The sequence below is a fragment of the Amycolatopsis sp. WGS_07 genome (assembly GCF_045278895.1).
Classification (GTDB): Bacteria; Actinomycetota; Actinomycetes; order Mycobacteriales; family Pseudonocardiaceae; genus Amycolatopsis.
In genome coordinates this window covers 5953632-5966903 of sequence record NZ_CP136053.1, presented here as the reverse complement: position 1 = coordinate 5966903, position 13272 = coordinate 5953632, and the positions used below count along the sequence as shown (strand labels likewise).

Here is a 13272-nt window from a genome sequence, read left to right as displayed (position 1 = left end):
TAACGCAAACATGTTGCGTTAAGGAGGACCTGTGACCTGGACCATCGGCGACCTCGCCGTGCACCGGATCGACGAGATCGAGTTCCCCGGCGACACCGGCGCGTGGCTGCTGCCCGCCGCGCCGGCCGGGATCCGGCTGCACAGCCACAGTTTCGCGTTCGAGAAGGACGGGAGGAAGATCCTCGTCGACACCGGCGTCGGCAACGGCAAGACCCGCGCCAACCCGGTGTGGCACGGCCTCGAAACCGGCTACCTGGACGCGCTGGCCGCCGCCGGGTTCGCGCCGGACGAGGTCGATCTGGTGCTGCTCACCCACCTGCACACCGACCACGTCGGCTGGAACACCCGCGAGCGGGACGGCGAATGGGTGCCGACGTTCCCCTCCGCCCGGTACGTCACCGCCCGGGCCGAACGGGAGTTCTGGGCCGGGTACGCGATGGACGAACCGCGGCGGCAGATGTTCGAGGATTCCGTGCTACCGGTGGAGCGCGCGGGTCTGCTGGACCTGGTCGACGTTCCCGCCGACGGGGTGGAGATCGTGTCCGGCGTGCGGTTGCTGCCCACGCCCGGCCACACCCCGGGACACGTCTCGGTCGAACTGACCAGCTCCGGCGAAACCGCGCTCATCACCGGGGACGCGGTGCATCATCCGGTGCAGTTCGCGCGTCCGGAGATCGGGGCTTCGGTGGACATCGACCCGGCGGAGTCCGAGAAGACCCGCCGCCGTCTCATGACCGAGCTGGCCGACTCGGGAACCCTGGTGCTGGGCACGCACTTCGCCCCGCCCACCGGCGGCCAGCTCGTGTCACACGGCTCCGGCTACCGGTTCGTGGAAGGTCCGTGAAGGACCCCTTGAAGGAATCTGATTCCCTCATGGAGTCCTTCACGGACGTCAGGACAGGTGACCGGGCAGGCCAGCGACGGCCTCGCTGATCGCCGCGTCGAAGGCGTCCGCCAGCGAGTCCGGCGAGATTTCCGTGCTGTACACGACAATGGACCGGTCCGGGCCGATCTCCAGGACGTCCACGGTGCCCAGATGCTCGGTGACGGGGAGGTCGCCGCCAGTCACCCGGTACTGCAGCCGCCGCCGGGCCGGGTCGTGCGTGACGACGGCTTCCTCCAGGGCCGAGCCGTCGCCCAGGATCACGGTGCGCTGCCGCGTATCGCCGGTGGAGGACTTCATCGACGGGAACCAGCCGGCGACCGCCGCGGCATCGCCGATCACCTGCCAGACCGCGTCGGCGGGAGCGTCGAGCAGGACGTGCGAACGGAGGCTGGCCATCAGCTGTCCGCGAAAAGCTTGCCCGCGCGGGCCCAGTTCGCGGTGTCGACGTCGGTGAACACGATGCCGACCGATTCCGGGGCGCAGTTCCCGATCCGGCAGATCTCGCGGGTCAGCACTTCGGCCAGCTCGCGTTTCTGCTCGACGGTACGGCCGGGAAACCAGTCGATCTGAACGTGCGGCATGAGAACTCCTTGTCAGCTCAGGGACTCAGCGGCGAGCTGAGTGCGGGTGCGGTAGTCGCGGCGGAGGGCCAGAGCCTCGTCCAGATCGACCGCGACGAACCGGGTCTTCGTGTTCGGCGCGGACTGCGCCACCAGGTCCAAGTCTCCACTGAGGACAGTGCCGACCATCATGTACCCGCCGCCGGACACCGCGTCGCGGTGCAGGATGATCGGTTCGACTCCGCCGGGAACCTGGATCGAGCCGATCGGATAGGGCGCGTCCACGATGTTCGACGGATCCTGTCCGGCCCCGAACGGCGGTGTGCGCGGTTTGGTCTCCAATTGCCCGCCCTGGTAACGGAATCCGACGCGATCGGCCACCGGCGTGAGCGTCCAGTCCGTGTCCAGGAAGGTCGCGCGGCCCGCGTCGGTGAGCACGTGGTCGTAAAGCCCCATCACCACCCGGACTTCGATCTCCTTCGCCAAAGCCGGGCGCATGGATTCCGGCAAGGAACGTCCGGGAACGCCGGTGCCGGTGCCAGTCGGAATGACGTCTCCGGCAACCAACGGCGCACCGCTGATCCCGCCGAGTTTGCCCAGTCCGTAAGTGGATCGGCTGCCCAGCACCAAGGGGACATCGATGCCGCCGCTCACTGCGATGTACGCGCGGGCACCGCGTTTGCAGAACCCGAAGGTGAGCACGTCGCCCGCTTGCACCGCGAACGCCTCCCACAGAGGCCGTTCCTCGCCGTTGACTTTCGGCGGAAGTTCCGCTCCGGCGATCGCGATGACAGTGTCCTCAGTGAACTTCAGCTCCGGCCCCATGTAGACACATTCGAGCACCGCTGCACCGGGATCGTTGCCCACCAGGCGGTTCGCGACCGAGTACGAGTACTGGTCGAGCGCGCCCGAGGGCGGGATGCCGACGTCGTAATAACCGTTGCGGCCGGCGTCCTGGATCGTCGTGGCCAGTCCGGGCTGGCGGACCTCAATCGGCACGGAGCACCTCCATCAGTCCCGCGGTGAAGCCGTCCGGGTCGTCGAGGTACTCGCGCAGCCCGAAGTCGACCGGGCGCGAACGGATCCGGAACGTCCCGGCCTCGACCTCCTTGACGTAGTCGTCGTAGGCGTCCCGGTCGATCGGCTTGAAGCGCACGATGTCGCCGGGCCGGAAGAACACCATGAAATCGCCGAAGTCCGGAAGCTCCTGCGCCGGGTCGTAAATCGGCGCGGGCGTGATGCCGAACATCTGGTACCCGCCTGCCCCGCGGACCGAGTAGATACAGCTGAAGCAGCCGCCATAACCGACTGTCTGCTTAGGAGTGTCCGTACGCGGCCGGAGGTATTTCGGCACCACGATCTGCCGTTCCCGGGGCACCATCTGGTACATGAACGGCAGCCCGGCGACGAATCCCACCATCGAAACGAACCACGGCGCACCGCTGTGTGCCGCGATGAACTCCGCCGGACCGGCGTAACCGTTGATCCGCGCCGCATACTCGATGTCGGTCGCGTCCGGATCCTGATGCCGGTCGCGGAACCGCATGAGCGTCTCGGTGGTCCAGGGATCCTGGTACAGCACCGGAATCTCGACCACGCGGGTGGCGAGGCTGAAGTCCGCGGCGTCGCCGACCTTCTCCTCGATCTCGCGCAAATGCGCCATCAGCGTGCGCGGTTCGATGACGTCCGGGTTGTACCGGACCTGATAGGACGCGTTCGCCGGGCAGATCTCCACGACGCCGTCCGGCCGGTTCTCGCGCAGCGACGTGGTGATCGCCATCGCGCGGAAATTGGCCTGCAGGCTCATTTCCTCGGCCAGCTCGACGAAAATGTGCTCGTCTCCGCCCCAGCTGTACCGGGCGGGGTTCGCGCCGCTCATGCGCCCGCCTCCGCTCGCCGGGCCAGCCATTCTTCGAGCGTCCCGGTGGTGAACGCGCCGTCGGCGAACCATTGCTGCCCGAGGAGTTCGACAAGCAGCGTCGTGGTGGTGGGGACGCCTTCGACGACCAATTCGGACAGTGCCCGCTTCGCCCGGCGCAATGCGGTCGGCCGGTCATCGCCCCACACGATCACCTTGGCCACCAAGGAATCGTAGAATGGCGGAACCTGGCTGCCCGGCGCGAGCCACGTGTCGGTGCGGACCCACGGCCCGCCCGGCAACCGCACGTCGCCGATCTTTCCCGGACCAGGAAGGAAATTCCGCTCCGGATCCTCGGCGCACACCCGGAATTCGACGGCGTGGCCGCGTTTGGCGACGTCGGATTGCTGGAACCGCAACGGCTCCCCGGCCGCGATCCGCAATTGCTCGGCCACCAGATCGATGCCGGTGATCAATTCGGTGACCGGATGCTCGACCTGGATCCGGGTGTTCATCTCGATGAAGAAGAACTCGCCGGTGTCGTCGTCCACCAGGAACTCGCAGGTGCCCGCGCTGCGGTAGCCGACCTCCTTGCACAGCCGCACCGCCGCGGCCGTCATCTCGGCGCGGATCCGCTCGTCAATCCCCGGCGACGGAGCCTCCTCGACCACCTTCTGCCGCCGCCGCTGCAGCGAACACTCGCGCTCGAAGACGTGCACCGTCTCGGAACCGTCGCCGAGCACCTGCACCTCGACGTGCCGCGCGGCCCGCACGAACCGTTCCAGATACATCTGCCCGTCGCCGAAAGCGCTCGCCGCCTCGCCGGACGCCTGCGGGAACGCGACCTTCAGCTCGGCCTCGTCCGCGACGACCCGGATACCGCGCCCACCGCCGCCGGCCGCGGCCTTGAGCATGATCGGATACCCGATCTCACCCGCCGCGGCGACCGCTTCGGCCACATCGGACACTCCGCCGGGCGTCCCGGGCACCGTCGGCACTCCGGCCGCCTGTGCGACCTGCCGCGCGCGAACCTTGTCCCCCATCTGCTCGATGACCGAGGCCTCTGGACCGACGAACGTCAGCCCCGCGTCCGCCACCGCCGCCGCGAACGACGCGCGCTCGGACAGGAAGCCGTACCCCGGATGCACCGCGTCCGCGCCGGATTCCTTCGCTGCGGCGAGAATCGCGTCCGCCACCAGGTAGCTCTTCGTCGCCGGAGCCGGGCCGATCGGGACGACCTGGTCGGCGAGCAGCGCGTGCGCGGCGTTCCGGTCCGCCTCGCTGACCACGGCGACCGTCTCGATGCCCAGGTCGTTGGCCGCGCGGATGATCCGGACCGCGATCTCGCCGCGATTGGCGATCAGCAACCGTTTCATGCGTCCACCTCGAGCACTACCAGCGGCTGGCCCGCGTCGACGACCGCCTCGGCGTCGGCGGCGAACTCCACCACGGTCCCGGCGGCGCCCGCCGGCACCGGGTAGAAGGACTTCATCACCTCGACCAGCCCGACCGTGTCGTCCGCGCCGACCTGCTGGCCGGGCTTCACGAAATCCGGGCTGTCCGGATCGGGCTTGCGGTAAAAGACCCCGGGAATGGGCGAAACCACTTCGAGACGGGACATCAGCGTCACCTCGCACTCGGTAGGGACAAATTCGGAGTTCAGGTCAGGTAGGGCGTCAGCGCATCATGCACGCTTTTCGCCAGATCCACCGCGCCAGGAGTGTCCGAATGCACGCAGATGCAATCGGCGCGCATCGGGATGTCCTGACCGTCCACAGAGGTCGCGAGCCCCTCGGTCACCGCCCGCACCGACCGTTCGGCGGCGATCGCCGGATCGTAGGCGACGTGCTCGCGGGTGATGATGAGCGAACCGTCGGCGCGATAGTCGAGATCGGTGTAGTACTCGGCGATGAACCCCTGGCTGCGCTTGCCCCACACTTTTTCGTGCACGGTATTCGCCATGCCCATCAACGGCACGTCGAAGACGTCGGCCGCTTCGGCGATCGCCCGCGCGACCGTCTCGTCCCGCGACGCCAGCCCGTACAGCGCGCCGTGCGGTTTGATGTGGTTGAGCGGCATGCCGTGCTCGGCCAGGAACCCGGTCAGCGCGCCGACCTGGTACACGACCGCGGCGGTGAGTTCCTCGGGCTCCATCTTCAGCTCCCGCCTGCCGAACCCGTCGCGGTCCGGGAACGACGGGTGGGCGCCCACCTTCACCGAATGCTCGTGCGCCAGCGCGACTGTCCGCCGCATGACGACCGGGTCGGCGGCGTGATAGCCGCAGGCGACGTTCGCGACCGTGATGTAGGGCATGATGCCCTCGTCGTCGCCGCAGCGATAAATGCTGTAGGCCTCGCCCATGTCGCAGTTGATGGCAACCATGAGTGCTGTTCCTTGTCTTCTCTCAGGAAATCCGTCAGGAATGCGCGATCTTCGGGGTGTCCCCGTCGGGATCGACGTAGACGTCGTCGCCCTCGAGCCGCACCGGGTACCGGGCGAGCCGCGCGTGGCCGGGGTTGATGCCCTGGCAGGTGGCGAGGTCGAACGTCCACAGGTGGCTTTTGCACATGAGGGTCTTCTTGTCCAGTTCGCCCTCGACCAGTTCGACCTGCTGGTGCGGGCAGATCGCCTGGGTGGCGACGACCTCGCCGCCGTCGAGGTGGGCGATCAGCACCTCCTTGTCCCCCACCTCGAACGACTCCATGTCGCCTTCCCAGACGTCGTCGAGGCTGCACACCCGCACGTAGCCCATGCGGAAGCTCCTTTCTCAGCTGAACCGGTCGAAATGCAGCCGGTCGGCGGCCAGCCCGCCGTCCAGCACCAGCGCGCGGGCGAGCGCGTCGGTCATCGCGGGCGGCCCGGCGGCGTAGTAGGTGAAGTCGGTCAGCGCGTCGCCCAGTTTCGCGACCACGGCCTCGTGGACGAAGCCTTGGTGCGATCCGGAATCCGCCGAGTCCGGTTCGGACACTGCAGTGTGGACATGGAGGGCGCGCAGCCGGCGTTGCGCCATCGCCATTGCTTCCGGGATGTGCAAATCCCGCGGAGCGCGGCCACCGCAGAACAAGTGGACAGTGCGTTCGCCAGCGTTGGCCTGCGCGGCCGCGCCGAGCACGACGCTCGCCATCGCGCCAAGACCGGAGCCCCCTGCGACGCATACGATGTCACGGTCGTCGTCAGCGCGGTAGTACGCCTGGCCGTAGGGTCCGTCCAGTTCGATCTTCTCGCCGATGTCGAGCCCGTCGAACAGGATCGACGTGGCTTTCCCGCCCGGCGACCGTTTGACGACGAATTTCCATTCCCGTTGGCAGTTCCCGAGATTGCTCATCGAGTACGCGCGTTCGATGCCGCTGGGGAAGCCGAGCATCGCGTACTGTCCCGCGCTGAACGCGGCGTGCTTCTCCGCGGTGAACACGAACTCGGCCATGTCGTGGGTGAGCCGGTGCACCTCGCGCAATTCCGCGCGCTGCCGGATCGGCCGGTGCGGCGCGGGTTCCGGCACCGAAGCGAGGTCGACCGCGCAGTCGCTGACCGGTTCGCTCTGGCACGCCAGCCGCCGTCCTTTGCGCCGGTCGCGGGCGCTGAGCCCGGGCGCGTCCGCCCAGCGCGTGCGGACCTCGCCTTCGAGCAGTTCGTACCGGCAGCTGCCGCAGGCTCCGCTGTTGCACTCGTAGCTGAGGCCGACCCCCGCGCGGAGGGCGGCGCGCAGCAGCGTGTCGCCCTCCGCGCAAGGAAAGCGAACGCCGGTCCCCCGCAGGAGGACTTGGTGTTCGGTCGTCATGGCCGGTTCAGCCTCCGATGCCGAGCTGCCGCTGGAACGCCCGGACCGCACCGATCGCGTTCTCCGCCGCTTCGGCGTTTTCCGCCACCTCCGCGCCGTACGCCTCGATCGCGGCGACCGAGAGCGGCTGCCACTTCGCGACCCACTCGCGCAGCTGCGGCACGTTCGAGTCCACTTCGGACATCTGCTTGACCAGCGCTTCGGTCCAGCGACGCGAACGTTCGCTGTCCCGCAACGCCGATTCGGCCAGCAGCGCGTGCAGCACGTCACCGTGCCGCCGGGCACTCACGCCGAGCTGACGCAGCACGATCTCGTCGAGCGCTGGCTTGGCCACCACGTTGAGCGCGACGAACGCCTCGGCCCAGTCGAAAGTGGTCAGCTGCCGTTCCATCAGTTCGCGGAAGCCTTGCCACGCAGGCAGTTCCTCCCACAGCTCACGTTCGCGCTCGCCAAACCCTGCGGTCGGATGCGCCTGCCGCAGTTCCGCGGTGCGATAGGCCACATTGGACAGCCAGCGCAGCGAGTCGGCGGCCTGGAACGCCGCGCAGTTGGCGATTGTGCTGGCCGGGGCCATGTGCACGAGGTACGCGCTGGCCATCTGCACGGTGTGCAGCAGGTACCGGCTCGGCGTGTACAGCTGCGCCAGCACCGCGACCCACTCCGGCGAGAGTCCGCGGTCGTGGCCCTCGGCGTCGTGCTGGTCGAGCAGGCCGTCCACATAGGACTCTTGGCCGTCCTGGAGGATGTTGTACGTGCGGTACACCAGCTCGTCCGGGTCGCGGAAAGCGTTCCAGTCAGGATGCGTGATCGGGCTCTGGTTGCGGTAGCGGCGGTAGTGCTCCGCCATGAAACCGGTGTGCCCGACGTCCCACGGCTGTTCCGGGTCGCGGGTGTGCCACAGCAGGTTCGTGGAGACGATCTCGTACTCGCTCGGCTTGCGCCGGCGGGCGGCGAGGTGCCCCCAGGTCTTGAGCGGTTTGAGCGGGGTGCTCACGACAGGGCCTCCTTGCGGGCAGAGGTGCCAAGGTAGAAGCGGAAGACGTCGCCGCCGGTCTCGATCCGCCCGACGAACGAGGGCATGATCAATTCCAGTTCGGACATCTTGAACGGGCGGCCGAGTTCCTCGGCGATGGTCTCGCGGCGCAGGACGCATTCGCCGCCCTCGACCTCGACCCGCACGTACGAACCGCGGTCGCGGATGTCCACCCGGCGGCCGGGATTGTCGGTCACGGCGGCGTCGGCGACGGCGCGCGCCACCTCGCCGACCTGGAGGACCGGGCCGACCGGGTCGGCGATAGGTTCGGTGCTGCTCATCCGGTCCTCCTCACTCGAAATAGACTTCGACGCATTCGGTCGGCCCGAGACCGGCCGCCGCGACGGTGCTGGACCGCTCGAACGGCTGCGCGTCGCCCTGGCGGCGCACCCGCAGCGTCCGTCCCGGCTGGTCGGGCACGTGGATCCCGACCGAGTTCTCGGCCGCCGCGGCGGCGAGTTCGTCCATCGTGTGCTCGCTGTCCGCGGGGAGCAGCTTGAGCACGAAGTCGCCGTCGAAGTGCACGGCGAGCGGAATGGTGGCCATCAGCGTTCCTTTCAGCCGGCCTTGACGAGCTGCTTGCGGTAGGTGTCGACCCAGGAGAACCCGTGCGCGTCGTCCCCGCCGGGCCCGACCGAGCCGAGCCCCATGTACTCCAGGACGCCGCCGAGGTCCGCGGGCTGGATCTCGCCGCCGAGGAACCGGTCGACCAGGTTCTTGTGGTGCCGGTAGCGTTCCGGGTCGTCCTCGAAGATCCACTTGTCCACTTCGGACGCGAAGTGGTAGCGCCGTCCTTCGTGGACCAGCGAAATGTCGCGCAGCGTCTGCGAAGGCGTGCCGACGATCGGCAGCTGCGAGACGTTGCAGATGATCGGCAGCGTGCCCGGCACCGTCTTTTCCGGACGGTCGTGGGCGAAGTTGTCGATCAGGACGTCCCACACCTTGCCGAAGGTGTCGTTCCAGCCGGGGTACTTCTCCTCCAGCCAGTCGCGCTCCTCCGGGCTGACGCCCGCCGCCGGGTCCCACCACAGCGTCGGCCGCCAGGAGTAGGTGCCGAGGTGCTGGCCGTGGTGATGTTCGGAGATGTCGCGCAGGAAAATGTCCCAGTACCACGGTTTGGAGAGCCCGAGGTCCTCCAGCGAGCGCATGAACTGGGTGACGATCCACTCCTCCATGAACTCCTTGAAGGACGCCTCGCGCACGTCCAGCGGGACGTAGTAGTCCATCGGAATGCCGGAAAGAATGGTGAACAGCCGATACGAGCGCCAGAACGCGATGTCGATCTTCTTCTGCGCCTCGTTTTTCTGGCCGTTCTCGATCAGCATCTGCAGCAGCGGCGTGCCGAGCTGCGCGTGCCGGGCCTCGTCGGACTGGATGCTCTGGATCAGCTTGGAGAACGTGAAGTCGCCCGCCTTCGCCGCGTCCCCGGAAAGCCCGATGAACTGCAGGTTCGTGAAGCCGGTCTCGAAGGAGAAGTTCGCGAAAATCGAGGTCGAGACGGCGTCGCGGGTCATCATCACGTCGTCGAAGAAGTGCCGCGCGCCGAGCGTGACCCAGTTGTCGGTGAACATCGCCGCGTGCGACCACTCGAACTGGCGGTCCTTGTTCACGTACTCGTGCGGGAAGTACAACTGGATCTGCCCGTGCCGGATCTCGTCCAGCATCCCGAAGGTCGCCATGTTGCGCATGCCCGGCGCCTTCGACCAGCGGACAAAGCGAGACTCCTGGAACGACGCCCCGTACTCCACGAGCGCGACCGCCGCGTAATGCTCCTTGAGAATCGAAATCCAGCCCGGGTCGGCCTTATTGTAAAGATCGGCCCGCTCCAGCGCCGCCTTCACCGAATACGCCCCAGCGTCCTTCTGCCGCTGAATATCGACGTACTCGCGATAACTCACCTTGTACGGTTCGTCATAAGTCGCCCACACCTCGTCGGGCAGCCCCTCGCCGCCGGACAGCTCCGGCGGGAACAACTCCGCTTCGCTGACGTAACGCGGAGTCCATTGAGTATCGCGGGCGATGTCGTACCACTGTGCTCGTTCCAGCAGAGCCATTGCGAATTGCTCCTTTAGCTGCCGTGCTCGGAACCCAGCGGCCCCTCGCCGCCGGGGTAGACGAAGGACATGGCCGGGGCGTAGAACCCGAACGTCACCTGCAGCGGATGTGCGGGTCGCAACCGGTAGACAGGATGCTCTTTGTCGAGGAATTCAAAGGATTCGACCTCGAACTCCTCGGCGATGTCAGCGACATAGGCATACCGCCCGCTGACGAATTCACCACCGCGGCTGGTGATATACCTCAACTGCCCGGTAACCCGCTGCGGCGTACCGACCGTGACACGCGCGGTAGTACGAATAACCGGCCGCCCTTCGACGACCGTCGTAGCGACCAGCCGATCCCCGTCCAGATCAAGCGTCGTCTCCCCCGGCGCCCCAGCCGGAACACCGTGCTCCCGCGCGTAACGGATCATCGGCTCGGAACTGTTGTGGTAGTCGGTCCACCACCGCCCCGGAATGCCGGCCTCAGTGTCCAAGCCGGACAGATTCACGCCGAGATACGTCAGCGAGTAAGCACCGAACGCGTCGTCCCCGTCGCTGGCCGACGTCTGCGCATCCCCCTCGACCACGTACTGATTGATGTAGCACGAGCGATCAGCAGCCGGCGTAAGTCCCGCCGGGACAAGCCCGGCGACAGCGTCCGGATCCTCCGGTACCCACACCAGATAGAGAGTCCGAGACCCAGTCACCAGCTGCGGCGGATGCAGCGACGTGCCCATAGGGGTGTGCCTCCAGGTTCACCGTTGAACGTCCCGCCCCGGCACTCCCCGAAGCGGTGTCCCAAAGCCTGCGCGACACACCCCCGGCCAGGTAGTGCGCAAGTTGGACAACGACCCCGCCAGAGATGCCAAACCGGAGCACCCACCCACATCAACGCAGGTCAGCGCGCCGCACCCGGCACCGCAACGATCTACGCAAGCCTTCTGAATCCGTCAAGGAGCCCCCACCGCCGCGCTGCGGATCATCGACGGCGACCGGCGCACCGAGCGCTGCAACCACCCCGAGCCGATCCCACGCAGCAGCCGTCCAGAGTGTCTGGACGGCGTGGCCGACGCGGCATCGAGCCCCGGTGCCTTTGGCAGGCACCGGGGCTCATTGGCATACCCGAGGCAACTCCGACGCGAGGGGCGAGGACGGACGCGAAACCGCTTCGGAAGCGCTACTGGTCGCCACGCTCCGCGTCCCGCATATTCAAAGCTGGCGTTTTATTCAGCTGCAGGATGCCGATCGCTTGATGACTGACCTGCGCCCCGTTCGCAACCGAGTGCAGTATGCCGTTGTACACAAGGTCCCAGATTCGGCGATCTGATTGCAGCTCCTGCGAGCTGCGGGAAAACCCGCCGTCCTTGTTGTAAAGCCAGAGGTGGAAGGTCGTTCCGCCGTACGACGCATCGATCTTGGTCAAGCTGTACAGGTCCAGCCAGACTCGTTTTTTTATTCCCCACCTCGATCGTTCGACCAGAAGCCAGTCGGCTCCCGCGGCATAGGTCAAATACGTGAACGGGCTGGTCGTCAGAAACGTGAATACCGCGATGACGATCCAGAGCTGCCAGTACTTGAATGCGCTCAACCCCATGCCTCGGACCAAGGAAACACCTGCCACCAACGCAAGCATCAGCACCAGGCCGACAACGGCGCTCAGGATCTTCCCGCTGCGGCTCTCTCGATGCCAAGCCAGCACCGGACCCTTGCCGGGGGGCGGCTCAGGCCGGTAAGAAAGCCGCTTCTCACGGGTCGGGTCAGCGTGATGCGGCTGCTGCTCCCCGCCAAAGTAGCTTAGGCCGTGCGGCGGGAACGGTTCACCGGTCTGCGAGTCCGGCCGCGGCGGAAGCCCGGCAGGGCCGTCTGTGCCGCCTGGAGTCGATGCGTGGGTCATGAGTTTTGCTTCCTGCTCATTTCGGCACGAGCCAGTCGGCGACGGCTTGACCGCCGACAGCTCCTGCGATTCCGCCGACTGTGCCGACGACGAAAGATCCAAAAGGGCCCAGCGGCGAACCGAAGACGGCGCCGGCGGCCGCGCTCGCTCCCGCGCTCGCGAGTGCCGCGCCCGCTGCGCCGCCTACAATCAACCCGCCGGAGTCCGCGACAGCCTTGCCCCAAGACTGCTCGCCGCTAGCCGCGCCAATCGACTCGTTTACCACAGTCAGGGCACTGCCGACGTAGGGCATGCCTTTGAGAAGCTTCTGCCCCGCCCTCAAGCCCAGGCTCGCATCCTCCGGAAGGATATGGATACTGCCTTTTCCGGGGTACTTCGCGATCCAATCGCGAACTTTATCCGGAACCTTGTCGACGTACTGCTGGAACTGTTTCGCCCACGCCTCGTACGCTGCCTTGTTGTCGCGGGCCTTGCTGGCCGCCCACGCGAGGTCCTCCTTGTTGAGTGCGGTCAGGTCAATGCGAGTGCCGTGGGCCCAGTCGTCGAAGAACTGTGCGCTGGCCGCGGAACGCTGGGCGTTGAGAAGCGCTTCCTTGCGGGGGTTCTCGAACGAGCTGATGTAGCCGTTGACTCGCGCGATCGTGGTCGTGCCGACCGCATAAGCATCGACGTCGAGCCGTCCGGAGGGCGGCTGGAGAGCGCGGCGAAGCGCTTGGTGCGCGTTGCCCTCGGCAGTGCGCGCCGCGTCGACGATCGCTTTGCACTCGTTGTAAACAGCGATCTTGCCGTTGTACTGGAAGACAAGAGTGTTGTACTGCTTGATGTCGCCCTGATAGACGCCGACCGCTTTGGTCGCACCGCCGGCGGTGCACACGTTCACCGGAGTTCCGGGCTTGTTCGCCGGAATCGGGTCGGGCTCGACGATGAACGGCCCGTCGACCCGCAGCCCGCCCGCGCGGGCTTGGGCCAAGGCCTCGTTCATCCGGGCAGTCACCGCGTCCAGCGACGACGCGAACTCCCGAAGACCGCGCTCGGCAGCCGTCGCCCAGCCGGCCATGTCGTCCGCCGCGACGTCCACGCCTGCGATGGACTCCTGGAAAGCCTGACTCGACGGCCCGTGCCAGCCAGCCTCGGCCCCGCCGCGTGCGGCGCGAACGTTCCCGGCCGCACGATGCCCTGCCTCGGCGACGGCGCGCAGCCAGTCCGCGGCAGCGACACAGGTGC

17 protein-coding genes are annotated in these 13272 nt (G+C 67.1%); 1 reads left to right on the top strand and 16 read right to left on the bottom strand.

Features of this window, described 5'->3' with window-relative positions:
- Window positions 1-31 precede the first annotated feature (31 nt).
- Window positions 32-844 (top strand): MBL fold metallo-hydrolase, encoded by an 813-nt coding sequence (locus tag RPX00_RS28300; RefSeq protein WP_406629904.1) that lies wholly within the window; start codon window positions 32-34, stop codon window positions 842-844.
- 48 nt (window positions 845-892) lie between these two features.
- Here the strand turns inward: RPX00_RS28300 and RPX00_RS28295 are convergent, their stop codons facing one another.
- The 16 genes from RPX00_RS28295 to RPX00_RS28220 all read right to left on the bottom strand — a co-directional run bounded on the left by RPX00_RS28295 (window position 893) and on the right by RPX00_RS28220 (window position 13126).
- Window positions 893-1282 (bottom strand): SRPBCC family protein, encoded by a 390-nt coding sequence (locus RPX00_RS28295; RefSeq protein WP_406629902.1) that lies wholly within the window; start codon window positions 1280-1282, stop codon window positions 893-895.
- Window positions 1282-1467 carry a tautomerase family protein gene (locus RPX00_RS28290; protein ID WP_406629901.1) on the bottom strand — a complete coding sequence of 62 codons (186 nt, stop codon included), beginning with the start codon at window positions 1465-1467 and terminating at the stop codon, window positions 1282-1284. The genes RPX00_RS28295 and RPX00_RS28290 overlap by 1 nt, the downstream gene beginning before the upstream one ends.
- Before the next feature lie 12 nt (window positions 1468-1479).
- Entirely contained in the window at window positions 1480-2445 is a 966-nt protein-coding gene (locus tag RPX00_RS28285) for a biotin-dependent carboxyltransferase family protein (protein WP_406629899.1), read from the bottom strand.
- A complete protein-coding gene (locus RPX00_RS28280; protein ID WP_406629897.1) occupies window positions 2435-3325 on the bottom strand; it encodes an allophanate hydrolase subunit 1 in 891 nt (296 codons plus the stop codon). Before RPX00_RS28280 ends, RPX00_RS28285 begins: the two co-directional genes overlap by 11 nt.
- Complete coding sequence (locus tag RPX00_RS28275; protein ID WP_406629895.1) at window positions 3322-4680, bottom strand: acetyl-CoA carboxylase biotin carboxylase subunit; 1359 nt, start codon at window positions 4678-4680, stop codon at window positions 3322-3324. Before RPX00_RS28275 ends, RPX00_RS28280 begins: the two co-directional genes overlap by 4 nt.
- The gene (locus RPX00_RS28270; protein WP_406629893.1) at window positions 4677-4925 is read right to left on the bottom strand and encodes an acetyl-CoA carboxylase; all 249 of its coding nucleotides are present in this window, start codon (window positions 4923-4925) and stop codon (window positions 4677-4679) included. Before RPX00_RS28270 ends, RPX00_RS28275 begins: the two co-directional genes overlap by 4 nt.
- Before the next feature lie 38 nt (window positions 4926-4963).
- Window positions 4964-5686, bottom strand: a complete 723-nt coding sequence (pxpA, locus tag RPX00_RS28265; protein ID WP_406629891.1) for a 5-oxoprolinase subunit PxpA — start codon at window positions 5684-5686, stop codon at window positions 4964-4966.
- Window positions 5687-5720: 34 nt separating this feature from the next.
- Window positions 5721-6056, bottom strand: coding sequence for a Rieske 2Fe-2S domain-containing protein (locus tag RPX00_RS28260; protein ID WP_406629890.1), 336 nt, complete (start codon window positions 6054-6056; stop codon window positions 5721-5723).
- 15 nt (window positions 6057-6071) lie between these two features.
- Window positions 6072-7082 carry a 2Fe-2S iron-sulfur cluster-binding protein gene (locus RPX00_RS28255; protein WP_406629888.1) on the bottom strand — a complete coding sequence of 337 codons (1011 nt, stop codon included), beginning with the start codon at window positions 7080-7082 and terminating at the stop codon, window positions 6072-6074.
- A 7-nt stretch (window positions 7083-7089) separates the two neighbouring features.
- A complete protein-coding gene (locus RPX00_RS28250; RefSeq protein ID WP_406629886.1) occupies window positions 7090-8076 on the bottom strand; it encodes a toluene monooxygenase in 987 nt (328 codons plus the stop codon).
- Window positions 8073-8396, bottom strand: a complete 324-nt coding sequence (locus RPX00_RS28245; protein WP_406629885.1) for an MmoB/DmpM family protein — start codon at window positions 8394-8396, stop codon at window positions 8073-8075. The genes RPX00_RS28250 and RPX00_RS28245 overlap by 4 nt, the downstream gene beginning before the upstream one ends.
- A 10-nt stretch (window positions 8397-8406) precedes the next feature.
- Window positions 8407-8661: a toluene-4-monooxygenase system B family protein gene (locus RPX00_RS28240; protein ID WP_406629883.1), complete on the bottom strand. Its 255-nt coding sequence runs from the start codon at window positions 8659-8661 to the stop codon at window positions 8407-8409.
- Window positions 8662-8672: 11 nt separating this feature from the next.
- Entirely contained in the window at window positions 8673-10169 is a 1497-nt protein-coding gene (locus tag RPX00_RS28235; RefSeq protein ID WP_406629881.1) for a YHS domain-containing protein, read from the bottom strand.
- Between the two features lie 14 nt (window positions 10170-10183).
- On the bottom strand, window positions 10184-10891 hold the full coding sequence (locus RPX00_RS28230) for a hypothetical protein (protein WP_406629880.1): 708 nt from the start codon (window positions 10889-10891) through the stop codon (window positions 10184-10186).
- Window positions 10892-11331: 440 nt separating this feature from the next.
- The gene (locus RPX00_RS28225; protein ID WP_406629879.1) at window positions 11332-12048 is read right to left on the bottom strand and encodes a hypothetical protein; all 717 of its coding nucleotides are present in this window, start codon (window positions 12046-12048) and stop codon (window positions 11332-11334) included.
- Window positions 12049-12064: 16 nt separating this feature from the next.
- On the bottom strand, window positions 12065-13126 hold the full coding sequence (locus RPX00_RS28220) for a hypothetical protein (RefSeq protein WP_406629877.1): 1062 nt from the start codon (window positions 13124-13126) through the stop codon (window positions 12065-12067).
- Window positions 13127-13272: the final 146 nt, after the last annotated feature.

Excerpts from the sequence above, each read along its gene's own strand:
- pxpA (WP_406629891.1), bottom strand. The coding sequence starts at position 5,686 with ATGGTTGCCATCAACTGCGACATGGGCGAGGCCTACAGCATTTATCGC.
- RPX00_RS28230 (WP_406629880.1), bottom strand. The coding sequence starts at position 10,891 with ATGGGCACGTCGCTGCATCCGCCGCAGCTGGTGACTGGGTCTCGGACT.
- RPX00_RS28240 (WP_406629883.1), bottom strand. The coding sequence starts at position 8,661 with ATGGCCACCATTCCGCTCGCCGTGCACTTCGACGGCGACTTCGTGCTC.
- RPX00_RS28275 (WP_406629895.1), bottom strand. The coding sequence starts at position 4,680 with ATGAAACGGTTGCTGATCGCCAATCGCGGCGAGATCGCGGTCCGGATC.
- RPX00_RS28260 (WP_406629890.1), bottom strand. The coding sequence starts at position 6,056 with ATGGGCTACGTGCGGGTGTGCAGCCTCGACGACGTCTGGGAAGGCGAC.
- RPX00_RS28235 (WP_406629881.1), bottom strand. The coding sequence starts at position 10,169 with ATGGCTCTGCTGGAACGAGCACAGTGGTACGACATCGCCCGCGATACT.
- RPX00_RS28295 (WP_406629902.1), bottom strand. The coding sequence starts at position 1,282 with ATGGCCAGCCTCCGTTCGCACGTCCTGCTCGACGCTCCCGCCGACGCG.
- RPX00_RS28255 (WP_406629888.1), bottom strand. The coding sequence starts at position 7,082 with ATGACGACCGAACACCAAGTCCTCCTGCGGGGGACCGGCGTTCGCTTT.
- RPX00_RS28270 (WP_406629893.1), bottom strand. The coding sequence starts at position 4,925 with ATGTCCCGTCTCGAAGTGGTTTCGCCCATTCCCGGGGTCTTTTACCGC.
- RPX00_RS28290 (WP_406629901.1), bottom strand. The coding sequence starts at position 1,467 with ATGCCGCACGTTCAGATCGACTGGTTTCCCGGCCGTACCGTCGAGCAG.
- RPX00_RS28280 (WP_406629897.1), bottom strand. The coding sequence starts at position 3,325 with ATGAGCGGCGCGAACCCCGCCCGGTACAGCTGGGGCGGAGACGAGCAC.
- RPX00_RS28225 (WP_406629879.1), bottom strand. The coding sequence starts at position 12,048 with ATGACCCACGCATCGACTCCAGGCGGCACAGACGGCCCTGCCGGGCTT.
- RPX00_RS28245 (WP_406629885.1), bottom strand. The coding sequence starts at position 8,396 with ATGAGCAGCACCGAACCTATCGCCGACCCGGTCGGCCCGGTCCTCCAG.